At 47.5% G+C, this 20,643-nt stretch carries 15 protein-coding genes; 11 read left to right on the top strand and 4 right to left on the bottom strand.

Going from position 1 to position 20,643, the window contains the following annotated elements:
• Nucleotides 1–77 precede the first annotated feature (77 nt).
• Nucleotides 78–2,066: an AraC family transcriptional regulator gene (locus tag AC0YN3_RS03940; RefSeq protein ID WP_475773787.1), complete on the top strand. Its 1,989-nt coding sequence runs from the start codon at nt 78–80 to the stop codon at nt 2,064–2,066.
• Between the two features lie 9 nt (nt 2,067–2,075).
• Nucleotides 2,076–3,128 carry an NAD(P)/FAD-dependent oxidoreductase gene (locus tag AC0YN3_RS03935; protein WP_475773786.1) on the top strand — a complete coding sequence of 351 codons (1,053 nt, stop codon included), beginning with the start codon at nt 2,076–2,078 and terminating at the stop codon, nt 3,126–3,128.
• Between the two features lie 355 nt (nt 3,129–3,483).
• Here the strand turns inward: AC0YN3_RS03935 and AC0YN3_RS03930 are convergent, their stop codons facing one another.
• Genes AC0YN3_RS03930 through AC0YN3_RS03920 form a run of 3 tightly spaced genes read right to left on the bottom strand, consistent with a single transcriptional unit; the run spans nt 3,484 to nt 5,988 of the window.
• The gene (locus AC0YN3_RS03930; protein ID WP_475773785.1) at nt 3,484–4,281 is read right to left on the bottom strand and encodes an ABC transporter permease subunit; all 798 of its coding nucleotides are present in this window, start codon (nt 4,279–4,281) and stop codon (nt 3,484–3,486) included.
• 18 nt (nt 4,282–4,299) lie between these two features.
• Nucleotides 4,300–5,097 carry an ABC transporter permease subunit gene (locus AC0YN3_RS03925; RefSeq protein ID WP_475773784.1) on the bottom strand — a complete coding sequence of 266 codons (798 nt, stop codon included), beginning with the start codon at nt 5,095–5,097 and terminating at the stop codon, nt 4,300–4,302.
• A gap of 6 nt (nt 5,098–5,103) precedes the next feature.
• The gene (locus AC0YN3_RS03920) at nt 5,104–5,988 is read right to left on the bottom strand and encodes an ABC transporter ATP-binding protein (protein ID WP_475773783.1); all 885 of its coding nucleotides are present in this window, start codon (nt 5,986–5,988) and stop codon (nt 5,104–5,106) included.
• 649 nt (nt 5,989–6,637) lie between these two features.
• On the opposite strand from AC0YN3_RS03920, the gene AC0YN3_RS03915 reads away from it, so the two are divergent.
• From AC0YN3_RS03915 to arsC, 4 genes are read left to right on the top strand one after another with little or no spacing between them, the layout of a single operon-like run.
• On the top strand, nt 6,638–6,946 hold the full coding sequence (locus AC0YN3_RS03915; protein ID WP_475774283.1) for an ArsR/SmtB family transcription factor: 309 nt from the start codon (nt 6,638–6,640) through the stop codon (nt 6,944–6,946).
• Between the two features lie 52 nt (nt 6,947–6,998).
• Complete coding sequence (locus tag AC0YN3_RS03910) at nt 6,999–7,487, top strand: ArsI/CadI family heavy metal resistance metalloenzyme (RefSeq protein WP_475773782.1); 489 nt, start codon at nt 6,999–7,001, stop codon at nt 7,485–7,487.
• A gap of 13 nt (nt 7,488–7,500) precedes the next feature.
• Nucleotides 7,501–8,952, top strand: coding sequence for an arsenic transporter (locus AC0YN3_RS03905; RefSeq protein WP_475773781.1), 1,452 nt, complete (start codon nt 7,501–7,503; stop codon nt 8,950–8,952).
• Nucleotides 8,949–9,377, top strand: a complete 429-nt coding sequence (gene arsC, locus AC0YN3_RS03900) for an arsenate reductase (thioredoxin) (protein WP_475773780.1) — start codon at nt 8,949–8,951, stop codon at nt 9,375–9,377. The genes AC0YN3_RS03905 and arsC overlap by 4 nt, the downstream gene beginning before the upstream one ends.
• A gap of 223 nt (nt 9,378–9,600) precedes the next feature.
• Here the strand turns inward: arsC and AC0YN3_RS03895 are convergent, their stop codons facing one another.
• Nucleotides 9,601–10,644, bottom strand: a complete 1,044-nt coding sequence (locus tag AC0YN3_RS03895; protein ID WP_475773779.1) for an MFS transporter — start codon at nt 10,642–10,644, stop codon at nt 9,601–9,603.
• Nucleotides 10,645–10,877: 233 nt separating this feature from the next.
• Between AC0YN3_RS03895 and AC0YN3_RS03890 the strand changes: the two genes are divergently transcribed.
• From AC0YN3_RS03890 to AC0YN3_RS03870, 5 genes are all read left to right on the top strand, one after another.
• A complete protein-coding gene (locus tag AC0YN3_RS03890) occupies nt 10,878–11,141 on the top strand; it encodes a winged helix-turn-helix transcriptional regulator (protein WP_475774282.1) in 264 nt (87 codons plus the stop codon).
• Between the two features lie 52 nt (nt 11,142–11,193).
• A complete protein-coding gene (locus AC0YN3_RS03885) occupies nt 11,194–11,775 on the top strand; it encodes a GNAT family N-acetyltransferase (RefSeq protein WP_475773778.1) in 582 nt (193 codons plus the stop codon).
• A gap of 339 nt (nt 11,776–12,114) precedes the next feature.
• Nucleotides 12,115–16,929 (top strand): sugar-binding protein, encoded by a 4,815-nt coding sequence (locus AC0YN3_RS03880; RefSeq protein WP_475773777.1) that lies wholly within the window; start codon nt 12,115–12,117, stop codon nt 16,927–16,929.
• 278 nt (nt 16,930–17,207) lie between these two features.
• Complete coding sequence (locus AC0YN3_RS03875) at nt 17,208–19,007, top strand: sensor histidine kinase (protein WP_475773776.1); 1,800 nt, start codon at nt 17,208–17,210, stop codon at nt 19,005–19,007.
• Nucleotides 18,988–20,628 carry a response regulator gene (locus AC0YN3_RS03870; protein WP_475773775.1) on the top strand — a complete coding sequence of 547 codons (1,641 nt, stop codon included), beginning with the start codon at nt 18,988–18,990 and terminating at the stop codon, nt 20,626–20,628. The genes AC0YN3_RS03875 and AC0YN3_RS03870 overlap by 20 nt, the downstream gene beginning before the upstream one ends.
• Nucleotides 20,629–20,643 lie beyond the last annotated feature (15 nt).

The raw sequence follows: 20,643 nt of genomic DNA, 5'->3' as shown, positions 1-20,643 counted from the left end.
AAATTCTGATTTTATATTTTCATTGGGAGGGGCGATCTAATGGACAGGGTGGTTAACGTCCGTTATGTGGCGGTAATATGAGCATCAACGAACAAATTCAACTATGGAATCAAGTCATCGTTAGGGTATTGGATGTTCGGATGATACGAATCGAACGTGGCGACGAAATTACTGATTATATCACTCCGTCAAGCCTATTTATATTTACGGCTAATGGAAATGCCGAATTGTGGGCGGACGGCGAAGTGTGGTTGTCTGAGCGGTTTCGTTTGATGCATGTCGGCAAGGGGAAACGGTTGAATGTTCGATCCGTCGGTATGCTTGACGTATATATGATTTTATACAATGCCTCGTTGCCGGCTTCGGCCATGCGGGAGTTTCATATGATGATGCAAACTGACAATCCGTTTAAGGAAAGTTGGGGGTTATTGCCGTCCGAACCGCTCGTATTTCTGGAGATGCTCGAAACCATGCTTGGCGGCTGGCAAAAGGCGAGCGACGAGGGCAATGGGCAGCTCGACACAAAGAAAAACATGGGAAAGGTTGACGGATTGAGGCGGTTGAAGGCAAAAGGGGAGTTCATCCGTTTCGCGCATGCGGCGTTGCTAGAACGGGCGGAAAATGCGTGCGCGCCTTCGTTGGCTGAGCAGGTTATACGTTATATGGCAAGGAATTATCGCGGAGTGATTTCCGTGGAACGGCTGGCCCAGCAGATGAACTATACCCCGCAATATGTTTCCCGGAAATTCAAAGAGCAGATGGGATGCAGTCCACTTGATTATGTGATTCAGCTGCGCATGGACTTGGCGCGAAAGATGCTCAGGGATACAGAAGCGACGCTGCAGGAAGTAGCTGATTATGTTGGTTATCAGGACAATATATATTTCAATCGCATGTTCAAGAAACAATCGGGCATAACTCCGGGGCAATACCGCAAAAATTATCGATCTGAAGTTTCGAAATATACAACGAATTGGTTAGATTTATCTGATGCAGCACCTCATCCGGCAATGTATCATCTAATTAGTAATGATAATCATTATCTACTACAAGCGGATGGGGGAAATGGTATGGCAAGCAGGAAAAGAAATCTGTTGGCGACGGCACTGTTGTGTCTGTCTATGGCGGCGACGGGCTGTGGGACAGCAACGGAAGGCACAGGAGGAAATAACGGGGCAATTCAAAATACAGAAAGCCGGACAGCGAATAACGTATCAAACTCGGAGACGGAGGCGCCTGCCAACGTCGAAAAGAGATCCATTACGACATCAGTCGGTGATGTGGAAGTGCCTGCGCATCCGCAACGTGTTGCGGCGCAAGCATATTTGGGAACCGTGTTAGCGCTTGGGGTACAGCCAGTCTCGGCTGAAACTTTTTTGATGAATAGTCCCTATTTGAAAGGGAAGCTCGACGGCGTGACTGATGTGGGCGAATCGCTGGAAGCACTGCTTGAATTGGAGCCGGATTTAATCATTACCCAAATTAACGAGAAAGAAAATGTGGACAAGTACTCGCTCATTGCACCGACGGTAGCTAATCCGTACAACAGCTTTACGTCCATACAGGAGGAAATGCGTTATTTCGGCGATCTGCTAGACAAAGAGGATGTCGCTGAGCAGTGGATTGCTGATTTCGAGAGTAAACTAGGAGAATGGAACGAAAAGGTACAGGCTGCTCTTGGCAAGGATGAGACAGTGTCCGTCATGCAAGAATATGACGGCATGGCATTTATATTCGGACAAAAGTCAGGACGCGGGGGCCGAATCATGTATGAAATGTTGGGTACGAAGCCGCCTTCGGAGGTTCCTGATTATATGCTGACCGACTCCTATTATGAACTTTCACTGGAGATGCTGCCTAAATATACCGGGGATTATTTGATTCTGACGACGGAAGCGTCGTTGGAGCAGCTTCAGGCTGATCCAATTTGGGGCAAGCTGCCGGCGATTAGGGATGGAAAAGCGTATCTTTGGAATGAAAATCAGTCATGGTATCGCGACCCGATTGCAGTCGAAGCACAAATAAGCAGCTTGGCTGATTGGATTATCGAAGCCGCGGGAAAGTAGAGGGAGAACATGATTGAGGATCAATTATATGATGTGACGATCGTTGGTGGCGGCCCCGCAGGACTATACGCTGCATTCTATAGCGGCTTGCGCGAGATGAAAACGAAACTGATCGAATTTCAGCCTTTTCTCGGCGGTAAAGTACATATGTATCCGGAAAAGATGATCTGGGATGTAGGTGGACTGCGTCCTGTCCCCGGTGATCTGCTCATTGAGCAGATGACGGAGCAAGCATTGACGTTCGAACCGGAGGTCGTGCTTGGCGAGAAGGTGACTTCCATTTCAAAAAATGATGACGGTCAATTTGTGTTGCACACTTCATCCGGTCAGAACCATTACTCCAAAACCGTTATTTTAGCCGTCGGATACGGCATTTTTCAACCGACTAAGCTGCAAATAGACGGAGCAGAGCGATTCGAGGTTTCGAACTTGCATTATACGGTAAAATCACTGGCCCGTTTTAAAGACAAGGTTGTTCTCATCTCGGGCGGAGGAAACTCCGCCATCGATTGGGCAATTGAGTTGGAATCAATTGCGAAAAAAGTGTATCTGACCTACAGGAAGGATATGTTAAACGGACATGAGTCTCAGGTGACATGGCTGCGTGAAAGTTCTATTGCATGCATGTTCAACGTGACGATACAGCGATTGGTTGCTACCGTCGATCCTGAGCTTATTTCCAAAGTCGTGCTGCGTAGTCATGATAGTGATGCCGAGACTGAATTGGAGGTTGATGAAGTCATTATCAGCCACGGTTACGACCGGGATCGGAATTTGCTGGACAATAGCGCGATTCGAATCGAGGTAGATGAAAATGGGAGAATCAAGGGATCTCCAATGAGCGAAACAACTGTAGAAGGCTTATTTGCCGCAGGGGACATCTTGCACCATGAAGGGAAGCTGCACTTGATTGCCGGTGCCTTCCAGGATGCCGCTAATGCGGTAAACCGCGCCAAGCAGTACATTACGCCCGAAGCCTGGGCATGGGGCTCCGTGTCATCCCATAACGATTTATTCGCCCAAAAGAACCGGGAACTGCTGAAGCATTTATATTCAAAATAAGTCGAGCCTTCATTTGCTATAATTCGAAGCATCGCCATTGCTCAGGGATTCCTTTGAACCAACGAAGAGAGGCCCTAATCCCTTCACAAAAACGACCGCTGACGCTTCTTCAGAATCATTTAAATGCTCCGTTTTAAAGAAATCAGCAAGAGACCAAAATCAAAAACAAGCGTTGCAGAATAGTTCTCTGCAACGCTTGTTTAATGCGAATCATTCTTTTTTCGATTGTGCGAGCTGCTTCTTCAGGGAGCGACCCCCTAATGAGTCAGCCCCTTGTAGCAGGCGTCGGGGGTAAACTCCTGTCGTTTGAAGTGAGCCCCCATTCATAAATCGTTTGCGCTTGCTTTTCAGATCATCACAATCGCAAATCCCTCTTTTTGAAACACATAAAAGTGATTACGGTTAATGCGGCAATTAAGACGATCGACAAGAGTAGGAAGGAAGCCTCGAAGCCTCCGCCATACATCAAATTTTTCGCTTCGAAATATTTAAAAGGGGAGAGGTATTTTAGAATTTTCAAATGGTCGTTTAGGTCGATTGCAACGGATAACATATAGGTGATCAATAGTATCCCAGTCGAAAATGCCACGGCCTTCTTCGGATTGTTATAGACCGCTGCCGTCGCTGATCCAATGACCAAAAACAAGAGCTGCAAAATTAACATCCCCGCCATTGTAATTGCTATATCGCCGCTTACGGATTCGCCCTTGCTGTACTTCGTGACAAGCGTGAGGGAAGTAACCAGAGATACGATGTTAAAGATAGCGAGATTTGCAAGCGCAGCCAATAATTTGAATAAAATCGCTTTGTTTCTTGAAACGGGTCTGACGAACAAAAATTCGGCCGTTTTTTCCCGTTCTTCCTTAGCGATAATATTAGCGCCAAGCATCGTGGCATGAATCGTTCCCATTAACGCTAGGTAGACAAAGACCACGCCATAATATCCGCTTGCCCTCGATAGATCAAGCGTTCCGATGCCCAAAAGGGCTTGCAAAGATCTTGGCATGCCCCCCATTAATTCACTCATCGATTGCCCGGAAGACGATAACCCCGCATATTTGCCCATACTGGAGGCAACTAAAAATAAAATGCCGATACTCCAAAAAAAGAGAGATTTCGAGTATGCTTTTATTTCGATCCAAAATATATTCATTCTAATTCCTCCCTGCAATTAAACCGCGTGGATATCCTTCCTGATGTAAACGAAATAGCTAATAAGGAGTGATATGAAAACGATTCCTGCACCAGCTAGCAAGAAAGAGGGTTCATAGCTGGAACTCCTCGAAATAGCAGCCGTGTCGAAATACTTAAATGGAGATAGATACCTTTTCGCTTCATCGTCGCTTGCCGATACAAGCATGCCTACGATGAAAAAGGAGAACACCGTTCCAAGAGACAGCGTGAGAACGGATTTTATTTTCCGAGCGATGACCGATATGACTACGCCCAATGCAAGAAAAATAAGCTGAACAAAAAACAGCGTGACGGTTATCAAGAAGAAGGTTACTGCGTTGTATTCTTCTGTCTTCACCTGAAATAACAAAATGCTGGCTGCTGCTAAAAAAAACACGTTTGTGGCAACTAACGAGGTCAATCCGGCCAAAATCTTGGATGTTAGTATGGTGAATCGCGATACAGGTTTTGTCATTAGAAAATCCGCCGTTTTGTCTCGTATCTCCTTGGAAATGATGGACATGCCGATATTCATGCCTTGAATGGCCCCGCAAAGCGATACATAGAGATAGATATAAGCGTAGAAGCCCAGCAACGAACCCAGATTCTCTACTTCAAGACCGATTGCTTTCCGCACAGCCTCCGGATAACCGTCCAACAGTGTTTTGAACGAGTCGATATCGCCTGCAATAGACGGATACATAGACATGAACAGGACGAGCAGGGCAACCAAGGATGCGGACCAAATCAACGTTGATTTCCCATAAAATTTTAATTCATGCAGAAAAATATTCATCGCTGATTAGACCTCCTTTTCGTAGTAGTGCATAAAAATCTCCTCGAGGTCCGGTTCTTCAATCCATAGGTTTGCGATTTCGATTTCGGCTATTTTTTTCATGACGCTATTAATATCGCCTCTGAATAAGAAGCTTACTGAATGTTCCGTAACAGTAAGATTATTCACGCCGGCAATGTTGAAGAAGGCATGCTCAGCGGTTTCCTTTGTTTCCATTTTGAATTTTTTATAATTGTTTTCTTTTAAGGTGCTGATCTTTTCGACCGTGACGATTACACCTTCCTTTATGATGGCGACCCGGTCGCATAAACGTTGAACCTCGCTTAAGATATGGGATGAAAACAGGATGGTTGCTCCCTTTTTATTCTCTATCTGAAGCAGATCGAAAAACCTTTGCTGCATTAACGGATCAAGGCCGCTGGTCGGTTCATCGAGTATGATTAATTTTGGTTCGTGAAGCAGTCCCTGGACAATCCCGACTTTCTTTTTGTTGCCGAGCGATAAATCGTCGATTTTCTTTTTCAAATCAAGATCCATGATCTCAGCTAGCTCTTTGATTCGTTTGTTGCAATCCTTTTTGTAAAAGCTAGCCGAGTATTTTAAGAGATCGATCACCTTCATATTGTCATAATAAAAAACCTCTGAAGGCAAATACCCAATTTGTTTGGCAATTTCGGGAGCAAACTCGATGCAATCCTTTCCAAAAATTTCGGCTTTGCCGCTAGTCGGGTAAATCAGAGATAATAAAGTTCTGATCGTCGTAGATTTTCCGGCTCCGTTGGGACCGATAAATCCAAAAATTTCACCTTCTTCCACATGAAAGCTGACGTTCGTGATTCCCCTAGATTTTCTGTACGTTTTGGTCAAATTCGTGATTTCGATTACATTCATGGCAAAACCTCCTTGTTATATGGTTCACGATCACACCGGTTCCCGTCTTTTCATTGGAAAATGCGGCGAAAATAGCAAGCTTTAGCCGTCTTGCCGTCTATCGTAAACCTGCATCCATCTTTTGTAAAACATGGGTTGTTGGGTATTTGACGCCATATTGCCATTTATAAAGTAATATGATCATTTGATGCATGAATTAAGGTTTTATCACTGAAAATCTCGCTGCTGCTCATTCATACTCGTTAGTTAATAAGTCTGTTTATTTGCTTAATACTTCCGTTGACGTGTTGGCCCGTGCGTGCGGCCGTTGACTCGATCCCGATCCATAACCGGGTCAAGCTGGTCCGTACGGGGACAACGCTAACTCGTGTTGACGATGACGGTCTTAATGGCCGGCTGTCTTCGTTGCATGGTTAATAATCGAACAGATTATCATAAATCAATTTTTATTGATGTAACGGTTGATCTGAAGATGTATGTGTGGTAAATTTTACTCAAGCTAATAAATCAAGAATTTTTGATATATCAGGAATGTTAAGGCGACGTTAAGCAGGATAGGCATGCTACGCTACTAGATCTCGTATGAAATTATGAATAAGAGAGGGTGATCGTGATGAAAAGATCAATTCCATTTCATGCACTTACAACAATGCCGTTATCATTTGAAAAGTACGAACAAAAATTCAAAGCATTAGCAGATGAAAAGAGACTGCAAATCCTATATGAGTTGTGCCAGCGCGGCAATACTTGCGTCTGCGATTTAACTGAAGTGGTGGAGATGCCGCAATCCAAGTTATCGTATCACTTAAAGATACTTTTGGATGCCGGCCTGATTACAAAAGAGACAAGAGGAACTTGGAGCTATTACGAGCTCAATGCCAGCGAAATAAATGATCTTCTTTCCGAACAGCTATGCTGTATTTTCAGACCGGCGGCTGCTAATTCGAGCAGCTGCTAAATTTTTTTGAATTATAAAACAAAAAAAATTGATTAATTGAGGAAAAATTGCTATGAAAATGCATGTCGCCATTAATGTAAGAAATCTCGAGCGTTCTTTAAGCTTCTACAAAAAATTATTCAATGCCGAGCCCACAAAAACGAAAGAAAACTATGCAAAATTCGAACTAATTAATCCGGCGCTGCACTTCTCCCTTAATGCACGATCTTATGAAAATAAGGGAGTCATTAACCATTTTGGATTTCAAGTTCAAAACATCGAAGAGGTACTTACGGTCAAAAATCGGCTTCAAAAAGCCGGCCTCGCCTCAATTGATGAGATGAATACCACTTGTTGTTATGCCGTTCAAGATAAAATATGGGTAACCGATCCGGAAGGTAATCCTTGGGAAGTGTTCTATACAAAAGAAGACAGCGAATTCGAAGCAGCAGAAGATAACGTCAACATGCCAAGCGCTTGTTGTACGGTGCCAGCACAGCAACCGGTAAGCACTTCTAGCGAACCGACATCGGATGAAACTAATAATAATTGCTGCACGTAACCTGGAGGGTCAAATGGTATTAGTAGCATTTCTAATTTTCATTGCCACTTTAACGTTAGTCATATGGCAGCCGAAAGGGCTTAATATCGGCTGGTCAGCAAGCGGTGGCGCGATTCTTGCATTGATTTTTGGAGTAGTAGATCTAGCAGATGTTGGTACGGTTACCGCCATCGTATGGAATGCGACGCTTGCATTTGTCGCTATAATTCTAATCTCACTCCTTTTAGATGAGATTGGATTCTTTGAATGGGCAGCACTGCATATGGCAATTTTGGCCAAAGGCAACGGAAAGTTAATGTTTGTATACGTAATTCTCCTTGGCGCGGCTGTAGCTGCTTTCTTTGCCAATGACGGCGCTGCGCTCATTTTGACGCCAATAGTACTCGCCATGGTGCGCGAGCTCAAATTCGACAAGAGAATGATTTTGCCATTCATCATGGCCAGTGGATTTATCGCAGACACGGCTTCATTGCCTTTTATGGTCAGCAATCTCGTTAACATTGTGTCTGCTGATTATTTCGGTATCGGCTTTGTGGAATATGCAAGCCACATGATTGTGCCGAATATATTCTCCATTCTGGCTAGCCTTTTAGTCTTGTTCTTATTTTTCCGCAGCAGCATTCCAAGCAACTACGATCTTGAGCAGCTTAAAAAGCCATCCGAAGCCATTAAAGACAAGAAGCTGTTTAATCTTTCATGGGCAATCTTAGCCGTTCTGCTTGTTGCGTACCTTGTAAGCCAGTTTATACACGTTCCTGTTTCCGTCATCGCAGGAGCAGTTGCGATATGGTTCATTGCCGCCGCACGGCGCAGCCCCGCGATTCATACCTGGAAGCTAGTGAAAGGCGCGCCATGGGCCGTCGTGACTTTCTCCATTGGCATGTATGTTGTCGTATATGGGCTTCGGAACGTAGGTTTGACTGACACCCTTGGAAATGTTATTCAAGCGATTGCAGATCAGGGATTATTCGTATCTACAATCGGAATGGGTTTTTTAGCTGCCATTTTATCGTCCATTATGAACAACATGCCCACGGTTATGATCGACGCGCTTGCCATTAAGGGAACGGCCACGCAAGGAGTTATCAGGGATTCTCTGGTGTATGCCAATATAATCGGCAGTGATTTAGGACCAAAAATCACGCCAATCGGATCTCTGGCTACGCTCCTTTGGCTACACGTATTATCTCGCAAATCCGTAAAAATTACGTGGGGCAGTTATTTTAAAACCGGCATCATACTGACTGTTCCCACGCTATTTATCACGTTGACGGGATTGTACCTGTGGCTTCATTTGATCAATTCCACACGCTTAAATGTTTGGTTATTAATCATTGGAATTACAGTTATATTTGTCGCCATCTTGATCCTCGTTAAAGCAGGATTAGGTTCAAGTTATCGTAAAGACCACCATGAATTAGCAAGTATCAAACGTATTCACGATAGGGGAGATCAGCAACAATGAATAAGAAGAAGCCTCTCGTTTACTTTCTATGTACCGGGAACTCATGTAGAAGCCAGATTGCCGATGGGTTCCTTAAAGCTCTTGGCGGCGATAAATACGAAGTGAAGAGCGCTGGTCTGGAAGCTCACGGACTGAATCCCCGCGCGGTTCTAACCATGAAAGAGGCCGGCATCGATATTTCGACGCACACTTCAGATGTTATTAATCCTGAAATCTTGAAGCAAGCGGATTTTATTATCACCCTTTGCGGTCACGCAAACGATAACTGTCCGGTTGTAATCAATGACAAGGCTGAACGTTGGCATTGGGGCTTTGACGACCCGGCAAAAGCAATCGGCACTGAAGAGGAAATCTTCGAAAAGTTTCGCGAAGTGCGTGATTCGATTAAAAACCGAATCGCACTCTTTATTGCAAAAGGAAATTAATTCATAAAAACGAGCGGAACTAGCAGTTCATTTGAAGCTTATTAATAGCGTTTCAAGAAAAAAAGCATGTTGTAAGTGTCAGGGGACCACAACAAGTATTTATTGAAAACCGTGCGATTCGCTATTTCAGGAATTCTCACGGATTGCGATAATTCAGAAAAACAGAGGCAGCCATGGACTCAATACCGTCCATAACTGCCTCTATTTTGATAAAGTTTATTCATTATTTTATGAAGCCTGGCGTTTTTGTAGATTGCTCAGCCTTTTTTCCCCCATCGAAAAACTGATGAATGCTGACACTAGCGCTAACATCACTATAAAACACGCCATCCATGGATTGTAGAGGACGGTGGAATTGGCCTTTATCATCGCTCCGCCTGCACCGGCGCCAGTCGCCAAGCCTAAATGAATGATCGAAGTATTCAGGCTTAGAACCAGACCGGAAGATTGGGGAGTTTGTTGAATGAAATACAGCTCCCCATCGATCGATACCGTAACCGCCCAAGCGGGTGCCGACTGCGCCGAATATTCCAAAAACAAGCATGACGATGCTGATGTTGAATGCTTTAAGCTGAAGGATGTCTTGCATAAAAGGGGTTAAATACGTAAACAGCACCGAATTTCCCGATTCCCTAAAGAAGGTCAGAAACGAACCGCTTACGATTACGGCACTTCCGAGCAGCTTGAATTGTTGCCGGAATGACATCGGAGCGTCCCCATCGACTTCTGGCAACAAGCGGAAAACGACGAAGCCAATGAATAGGCTTAACAGTGCTAAAATCAAGAAAATAGCTTGCCAGTTCAACCAGTCCGTAATGGCTATGCCGATAGGCACACCTAGAATCATCGCGCTGCTGAAGCCCAGAACGATCGTACTGATTGCACTGCCTATTTTATCGGGAGGGACGATTTTGGCAGCCGCACTAAATGCAGCGACAATATATACGCCTGAACTTACGCCAAGAATAATGCGGGACACAATCAAGATGGACATATTTGAACTCCAGAAGGAAAGTAAGCACCCCCATATAAAAGCTGCAAAAGCACCTAACAGCAATTTTCTGCGTCCCATGCGGGATGTCAGTGATACGAGCAGAGGCGTTCCAATGGCAAAGGCTAGCGAGTAGGCTACGATCAATTGCCCCGCAGAAGCGTTCGAAATGTTTAAGTCTTTTGCGAGTACACTTAGGATTCCGGCGACAACCAACTCGGAAGTAGCCGTTAAAAACACCCCTAGAGCAAGTACGTTAACCGTCCATTTATTCATTCCTTTCATTCCCTTCCTTTTGAGTTATTGTCATTATAGAAGGGTTCCTATAATATTGTAAAAAGGCAAACCATTGGGATATAATCAATCTATTTTGACTAACTTACTTTTTGTTAGGAGGAAGATGAATGAATGAGCAGGTTAATTCCGAATCGCATTCGGAAATGGAAACGGATAGTTCAAAGATCTGTGAGGTATTGCAAATTCTTGGAGCCAAGTAGGCGTTTCTAGTACTGCATGCATTGCTTCGCGGGCCACAGCGATTTAATCAGCTCCAAAGGAATGTAGCAGTGATCAAGACGCAGTCCCTTACGGATACTCTCCGCCATTTGGAACATAATGGTCTTGTCCTGCGCCAAGTCTTTCCTTCTGTTCCCGTAACTGTGGAATATTCTTTAACAGAAAAGGGACGCGACTTCCAAACTGCGCTGAACGAGATGAATAAATGGGTGGAAAAGTGGGGAAATCACGGCAAGTACGTTTCTAGCTCCAAGTAGATTTCATGAGCTAAAATAGCGGGAATATCTTAAGAACGTGGAGGTGCGATTCGTGCGGAATATAGATTACAGCAATTATTTTTGGCAAGATGAAGCTATAAGATTGCGCGCGATACAGCCAGAAGATTGGGAAGATCACTACGTTAATCGTTTTGACACACCGGCACGGCGCCTTTTAGAATGCGCTGTTGAGCTGCCGCCTACGGTTGCAGAAGCAAAAGCGTTTGCTGACCGTTTTGCTGACTTTTCATCCAATCGACTTATGTTTACCATTGAAAAATTGGACGGTGAACAAGTTGGCGGCATTAATTTAAACAGCATTGACGAAAGAAACGGTACATTTAGCATCGGGATCCAAATCGACAGGGATCATCGAGGGAAAGGATACGGCACGCGGGCAGTTCACATACTCCTAAAATATGCTTTCTTCGAACGCAGACTTAATAAGTTCAATGACTACATACTTGAAGGGAACGAGGCATCGGCTGCAATGCTCAGGAAAGTTGGATGTGTTCAAGAGGGGATACGTCGACAGATGTATTACACGAATGGGAGATATTACGATTCCATCATGTACGGGTTAACAAAGCACGAATATGTTGAACGTCTTGAGAGAGACATAAGTTTAAGCTAACGGAACTTTCAGCTTAACCAGTCATTACGGCAGCCGGCCTAACGATCGGCTGCCGTTTTTCGTTGAAGCACGAACTAACATGAAAGCGGCTTGAGGAAATCCGTGTTTATTATTCGTAACAAGAGAGTTGATTTTCAGGGCACAAAGGTGTGTACATGTTAGACATTTTTTAATACTTTTAAGAAGCTCTTGGAATTTTAAAAGCCTTCGGCCAGCTGCTACTATCGACTCGTTTAATATTTAATAGCGCCTACATTAGGATATTCATAGGGTGCTTCACGCATTGTCATTATAATAAAGTTGCAATTAACTTTATGATGAGGTGAGGTGGGGGTATTAATGAAGGGGAAGTCCGTTTTGTCATTGCTTATTGCTTGGATGTTGATCGTCGCGCTCGTTCCGTCATATGCAGGTGCAGATCCAGCGCAAGGTCCGGTTAGTATTGTTCTGGGACAGACGAACACGGAGAACGGAATTACGGCATGGAACGGAGATGGCCCAGGAGGGGTCGTTAAAGAGACGGTCCAAGGCAAATCCGGATGGAGAACTGACCCGGCGGGAGGCGGCAAATATATTTACCTCAATGTTTCGGATACCTTTATCCATGGTGGAACGAACGCAGTCACGGTTACGTTCGAATATTTCGATGTGGCGGGCAGTGAGGACAACGTCTTCGGATTCTCTTATGACTCCGTATCGAGCGCTTGGGATTACAACGTGCCCAAAACGTATTTGACTGGAAGCAACACATGGAAAACCGTCACCTATACCTTAAAAGACGCAAACTTTGCGAACAGGGAAAACGGTGCCGATATCCGAATTGACACCTCCGTCCCGGTTCTATTCGGGAGCATAACCGTGGGGAAAAGCGCGGCAACTTCCGTAGCGACTGGGATTCAGGCGGTCCCGTCAGCCGTTAGCCTGCCAATCGGATCAACCAGAACGATCGCCGCAGCCGTATTGGACCAAAACGGGAACTTGATGAACAAGCTGACTATCAGCTACGCAAGCAGCAACGCTGCCATCGCCAAGGTCGATAGTACGGGCAAGATCACGCTCTTGCAGCTGGGGAGCGCCGTCGTCACGGCCAAGTATGGCACGCTCACCGCGAGCGTCCCCGTTACCGTGACGAAGATCAACGGACCTGTAAGCGTAATCATGGGTGCTACCAGTCAGGAAAACGGATTGACGGCGTTTGCCGGCGATTCAAATGCCAAGACCATCCAAACGTACAACGGCATCACTGGCTGGCAGACGAATCCTTCCGCCAGCGCGCACTATATCTATGTTAAAGTATCCGACAATTACATTTACGGCGGGAAAAATACGGTCAAGGTAACGGTGGATTACTATGACAGTGCCGTGTCCGGAGAGAAGGGCTTCAAGCTTGCCTATGATTCCACGCTGACCCAGTACGCCTATACGGAGTTGACTTTGCTGACCGGCAGCAACACTTGGAAGCAGGCGGTATACATCGTCGATGATGCTCAATTCAGCAACCGTCTGAATAATGGCGCCGACTTCCGTATCGAAACAAACACGCCGGTCTGCTTCTCCAAGGTAACCGCTGAACTGATTCCTACCGTATCCATGCGCGGAGCTCAAGTTAAAGCAGGCAGCATATTCAAGGAGACGGAACCGTCAACGATCAACCTGGTATTTGACAATCAGTTCGAATCCGGCAAATTGCTGCACGTCACGTACAGCCTTCTTGACTATTCGAATATCGCAGTGGATGAAGGAGAGTTCGATATCAGCCTAAATCCGGAGCAAAAGGGATTCGTCAAGCCGCTGAATTTTGGCATTCTGGATAAAGGAACCTACACCGTATCCGTAGACGCCGTAAGCGATGATGGAACCATACGCCTCCACGAAGACCTGCATATTGGAACGATTGCCGATCTCACGGGCCAAGCTGTCCAATCATTCCTCGGCATGAACACCCACTTCAGCAAAGCGTACGGAGGCTCGGACATTCGTCTTCCTCTTGCTGCCCAGACGGGAGCCATATCGATTCGAGACGGCTACAACCCGGGGAATCCGACAACTTATATCGATAACGCGACCGCAAACGGATTAAGCACGTTCATCGTGACGAGTACGGACCCTGTTGTCATACAGCAGACAGTCACGAGCCTGCAGGGCAAAGTGAACGCCTTTGAGATCGGCAATGAATTGAGTACCCAATTGACGCCAGCGCAGTATCTGGCTATTCTGCAGAACGCGTATACGATTATCAAAGGCGTGAATCCAAGCTTGAAGGTAGTCGGCGGCGTAACGCTGAACTATGACGAGCCCTGGTTGAAACAGTTGGTCGATCTTGGCGCCACGGAATATCTAGACGTCATGTCCTTCCATGTGTACCCATCTTATAATCCTGAGCAAGGGGAAACGATTGCTGAATTCCAGGATTTGGACAATTATATCAAAGATTATCAAACGAGTCATGGGCTTACGAAGGACATCGAATTATGGCTGACCGAGATCGGCTGGCCGACGATGGAACAAAAGTGGGGAGGGTTCACGGAAATTGAGTCGGCTTCCTATGGGGTTCAATTGTACGTAGCCAATCTGGCAAACGATAAGCTAATCGATAAAATCTACTGGTATGATTTTCTGAATGACTGCACTGACAGTACCTTCTACGAATGCAGCCAAGGCGTTCTGTACGTCGACAATTCGCCAAAGCCTTCTTTTGTCGGGTTCAATGCCGTGTCGGATTTGCTGGGCGGAGCCTCCTTCGTTCAGGCCTATAATCTGGCTGACAATGACGTACGAGCTTATAAATTCCACAGGGCGTCCGATAACCAAGATATCATTGTGCTCTGGTCGAATGCCGACAAGCAAATCGGATTGCATACGGGAACTGCCCAAGTAGAACTGAAAGACATGTTCGGCAATGCTCGTTCCTTTGACACAATCGACGGAACGACGACATTCACGGCTTCCCAAGCGCCTATCTACCTCATCGGGAACCTCGCCGCGGCTCCCATACTGGATACTCCGACTTATAAGGCGGATTCCTCCGTCATTACGGCAGCACCTGGGGAAGAGGTTGTGATACAGGTTACTCGGGCAGGGGGGGCAGAAGCGCTATCCGGAACTTACGAGCTAGCGCTTCCGATCGGCTGGCAGCTCGTATCGGGAGGCTCCTTCCATGCGGGAGCAACAACGGATACCTTAACCGTCAGAGCCCCGGAGACTTCCTCCGTCGGAGTCGCGCGGATCTATCCGATCGGTTCCGCTGGTGAACGGTACGGCAGCCTGACGTTAGGATTCCTAATGAAGGAAGCGGTCGTCGTACATGCGTCTCCTGTCGTGAACGCGTCAGGAGACGGTTGGAATCTGACGGTCACGATCGACAATCAGAATGCGCTCGCGACAATGAGCGGAGGTACCGTCACCGTGCTGGAGCCGGCTGATATGGCCGGAACGGTTACCTTTGCGCCTATCGCGTCTCATTCGAGCACGACCCTTACGATTCCGGCGCCATCCCTAAGTAAGGACGCTCCATTATTTGTCAAGGTAAAGGTAGACAGGGACGATGGTTTCTCGCAGCTCATCGAACGGAATATCAGCGCTCTGACGGCAGTCATGGCGCAACACCCCATTGTGATCGATGGCGTTATCGATGCAACGGAGTGGAGCAACGCGGAATCAGTCACGCTAGATCAGGCCTCGCAAGTCCGGCTTATGACAGACTGGGGAGGTACGGAGGATCTGAGCGCCGTCTCCTATACAAAGTGGGATCTGGAGCAGCTGTATGTGGCTGTTCGGGTGACGGATAATACCCATATCAACAATAATCCCCCGGGCGATGCCTGGAAGGGAGATTCCATCCAGTTCGCTATCGATCCGGGCCGCTCGATTGAGCCAGGCAAGCTGGGATGGAGCGAGAACATCGTCGCATTGAATTCAGATACGAATGCGGTCATGAAAAGAGGCGGCATCGGCGGCAATAATCTGCAGAATTCATCGGTCGCAATCCATCGGGAAGGAACACAAACCGTCTATGAGCTGGCGATTAAATGGTCGGAAATATTGCCGGCAGGAATGACGCCGTCTGCGGCGAATGCCATCGGGTTCTCGCTGTTGGTTAACGATAATGACGGGACTGGCAGACGCGGATGGATAGAGTATATGAGCGGGATCGGCTTCACAAAAAATCCGAACCTCTTCGGGGATTTAATCTTAACGAATCGAACAAATCTCGGAGATGACCTTTTGGAGCCGACGTCGATTATAGTCGATCAGGCTTCAGTCAACTTGGCTGTCGGAGATACGGCTACCGTAACGGCTTCCGTCTATGACCAGAATCATACAATCATGAGCGATGTCCAGGTCGCTTGGTCGAGCAGCAACCCTGCGGTCGCCGATGTCGACGCGACGGGGAGGGTTACGGCAATGACCGCTGGCACCTCCGTCCTGCAAGCCTCCTTTGGGGGCCTAACCGCGGACGTGGCGGTGACGGTTCAAGCACGCACCTTGATCTCCGACTCGTTCAGCGGAAGCAACGGCAGTGCGATACTCGGACGATCGCCGGACACGGCTAACCTTCCGGCTGGGACTTGGTCACTGGCAAGCTTTCCTTCAAACGGCAACTTTTCCGCCTCAGTGAACAACGTCCAAGGCAATCCGGCGCCGCAGGCACAGATTACCGCGGCTGGGAACGCAAGAGGCGCAATCGCCATTCCGCTTGGCAGCTCCGGTACTTATCTCAAGCCAGGAAGACTGCGCATCGAAGCCGATCTCTCGTTCCCAGTGAAAGCTACCGCGCACGTGGGACTCGGATTCTATTCCGCTCTTCCCACCCAAAGCAGCGGTGAGGTCGTAGAGACTTATTTCAACGGCCTGAGCATAGACAACCGGACGGGAGCCGTCACGCTTAAGGTGAACGGGCAATCCGTCGGATCCGAGATTGCATATACCGGAACATGGGCCCCGGAGAGCAGCTTTCTCCATCTCGCCTATACGGTGGACACATTAAGCGGCGCGATTTCCGACGTAACCTTTACGGGCAGCACGAGCAATTACAGCTTCACGACGACCGGATTCACAGGGAACGCGACCGCTTACGCGGCCGTCTTGATCGGATCCACATTCGCGCGGGATCACCGGGTTTATCTGGATAACTTCAAGGTCAGCGGAATCTAGAACCAAACGCGATAACAGAGGTGCGGGGATTACTCCCTGCACCTCTGTTTGGCGTGCTTGTTAAGATATTCATATAGAAAAAGTATAGATATTCCATTCTCACTCTAAGCGAAACTCTGTACAATTACGCTGAATCTATTGAAGAAACGATACGAGGAGGGACTAAATAAGCAATATGGTGTGACGGCGGTTTATGAGAGAACCGGGCAGGAAGGACTCCCTTTATAGAAATAATCGGATTATAATGAATGGTAGAAAAACTATTATCTGGGGGGGCGATGGCTATACTCACGTTAATCCAATCGATCAAGAAGCGGATTATGGATGTATTCGCCTATATCTCACGTTCCCTTTTTCGCAAAATGCTGCTCGCCTTATTCGCTATCATCACGGTTACGGTATCAACGCTGGGCCTGTATACCTACGATCATACTTCCTCCGACATCAAGCAGCGCGAGCTCAAGAACATGGAGCTGTTCAGCTCGCAATCGGCATCCAACCTGGAGACGCAGATGGCGAACATCAAAAGTACCGCCTGGAATTACTTCTCGGACCAGAGATTCCAAAACTTCGTGCAGACGCTAGGCTCTGATCCGCTGGCCTATACCGAGTTCTCCGGCAACTTCAGCCAGTTCGTGACGGACCATTCCGCGGTGGAATTTATCGTGGTAACGCAGCTTGAAGGCAATCGCTTGATCAAGGGCAACCTCAACAACACGGACGTAGTGGATTTCGATGACTTGAAGGAGATCGCGGTAGCCAATAACGGTAAAGGCGTCTGGATACCCTCGATAGCGTTCGACCGCCGTACAGGTCAGGAAGTAACTACGCTCACGTTCGTGCAAGCGGTGAAAAATATTAGCACGCTTTCCAAGTTCCCCATCATCGGCGTCCTAATGATCCAGCTTTCCTATGAGTATCTAAAGCAATGGCTCGAGGGACTCGGAGAGACGGAAGGCGTCAACTTTCTGCTTGTTGATTCCAAGACGGAGACGGCCCGAATATCGGCCGATATCTCTATGCTTGGCAAGCCTTTGGAACATCATAAGGACTCGGAAGTGCTGTACGTCTCCCAGCCCTTGGCGAATACGTCATGGGTACTGGTGGGCATCGTCGATGTCCGCACCCTGCTCAAAGAAGTGAACGAATTGGCGCGAGATACAATCTTTATCGGGATTGCCTGCTTATTGGGAGCCATGCTGATCGCCATTCTTCTTTCCTCGCGAATCCTAACCCCTCTCAAGGAGCTTAAAAAAGGCATTCTGGCCGTCGAGAAGGGCGATTACGATATTATACTCCCTATACGCACCAAAGATGAAACCGGATACATCATCCATAGGTTTAACCATATGGCAGAGGAGATCAAGGCGCTTATCGTGAAAGTGTACGAGACCGATCTGGTTCGTAAAGAAGCGGAAATCAAGGCGCTTCAATTCCAAATCAATCCTCATTTTCTATACAACACATTGGGTATTATCGATAGTCTCGCAACCTTGCATGAGGATGAGCGCATTAGCCTGATCAGCCGATCGCTGGCGAAAATGTTTCGATACAACATTAGCGCCGACCGAACGTCGACGATTCAGCTCGAGCTGCGTCAGATCGAATTGTACCTCTACATCCAGCAGCAGCGTTACGGGAACCGGTTTAAATACGCAATCGAAGTAGAGGAGTCGTTGTACGGCATCTCCATTCCTAAGCTGCTGATACAGCCCTTGGTCGAGAACTGCTTCGTGCATGTCTTCGATAGAATGTCCGCGCATAGCGAATTGCGAATCCGGGGCTGGAGCCATTCCGATCAACAAATCTATCTCTCGATTTGGAATAACGGTCCGCCCATCGCGGCTGCAAGATTGGCGGAGTTGAACCTGCTCCTGACTCAGGATATACAGCAGCGACGCGAAGCGAATCCGTCATCGTCCATAGGGTTAATGAATGTGCAGAACCGGATAAAGCTTCTATATGGCAATGCGTATGGGCTTACGGTAACCAGCGAGCTTGAGCAAGGAACGGAAGTCGTTATTCATTTGAGAAAGCTGGGAGAGGAGGAGCAATCCAATGAAACTGCTCCTTATTGAAGATGAGCCGATTTTGCGGCAAGGCATTATCCGGACTATTGAACGAATGGGGCTGCCGATCGAGGAGATCGGCGAAGCCGAAAACGGAATCGAAGGCTTGCGGCGTCTTGCGGAGCTTCGGCCGGACATCGTCGTCACGGATATTCGCATGCCGGAGATGAATGGGCTTGATTTTATTCGCGAAGCCAAGGAACTAGACGAGAAGCTGCAATTTATTCTGGTCAGCGGATATGAGGAATTTGAGTTCGCCAAGAGAGGCATTCAATACGGAGTTGCCGACTATCTGCTGAAGCCGGTCGATCCCGAAGAGCTTCGGGACTGCCTGATTCGAATCATGGCGAAAATCGAGCAGGATCGTCGGCATTCGTCTCTCGGCGATGAGCTTGAGCTGCTGCAGCAAAGAAGCGAGGAGGTCTCGCGCCAACGGCTGTTGACCAAGCTGATCCAGCAAGGAGGCGAGAGCATCGCATTCGAGCAGGACGGGAAGATGGCTTCTATGAACGACTTTTGCCGAGAGTTCGTAGTCGTCCTATTCGAAGTCGCGCTGCCCTCTTTGCCTTATCGCTCCTTCCTTAAGGGAGACGAAGCTCTTCTTCGATACGCGATCTCCAATGTTATCTCCCAACAGTTGGAATCCAATGAACGGGAAGGGACGCTGTTCCTTCACTCGATCTATGACAAAGAGCTCGTCTATGTGCTCGGAGACGGGAACTCCATTGAGCTGACCGCTATCAAGCGAGAGCTCGAAGAGGCTATGACGGGGATTAGCGGCTATCTCAAGCTTGAAGCGACCATCGGCTTCGGCATGCCGGTGCGAAACATTCGCCAGATTCATCAGTCCTATCAGCAAGCGAAGCAAGCGCTGCGGGATCGAATCATCCACGGACGAAATAAGGTATACGGCATGACACCGGCAGCCGGAGGCAAAGGGAACGGGAGCTCTGTTCTTGCGGAAGAGGATGAGAGACTCGCGTTCCGCTTCTTAAACGATGGCAATGCGGCAGCTTTGACCAAGTGGCTCTGCTCCCGCATGGAGACTCTCGTTCAATACGAGGAATCCAGCTTTAAACAATTGGAGAGCTTTTGCATCGATTTTCATCTACTCTATCGCAAATATTTGCTCCTTCAGACGAGTATCCCGGAGTGGATCATCGGAGAAATCGACGATATGCAAAGCTGGCTCCACGGGGTTGAGAGCTGGACGGAGATCGGGGTCAAGCTTGCGGAAATGACGAATAATCTAATAGAGCACTTAAACAGGATGAGGCATTCCTCTAATCCCGACCTCATGGACGAGATCAAGCTCTATATAGATAACAGCCTGCATGAGCCCATAAGCCTACAGACGATCGCAGATCGTTTCTATATCCATCCAAACTATTTCTCCAGACGTTTTAAAGAGAGATTCAAGAACAACTTCGTCAGCTACATGACGGAGGAACGGATTCGCAAGGCCGAGCATTTCTTGAAGAAGACGGAGCTGCAGATCCAAGAGATTGCCGTCCTTGTCGGTTTCCCCGATGCGGCTTATTTCAGCAGCGTGTTCCGGAAGTCGACGGGTACGACTCCGATACAGTATCGCTTAAAAGCGTCGGCTTCCTCGGAGGAAGCCGGTAGATGATTGGAGGAGATTCTA

This window comes from Paenibacillus sp. J22R232 (assembly GCF_056269165.1).
The sequence above is the reverse complement of the archived record's forward strand: the minus strand, read 5'-3'. Positions and strand labels throughout refer to the sequence as shown.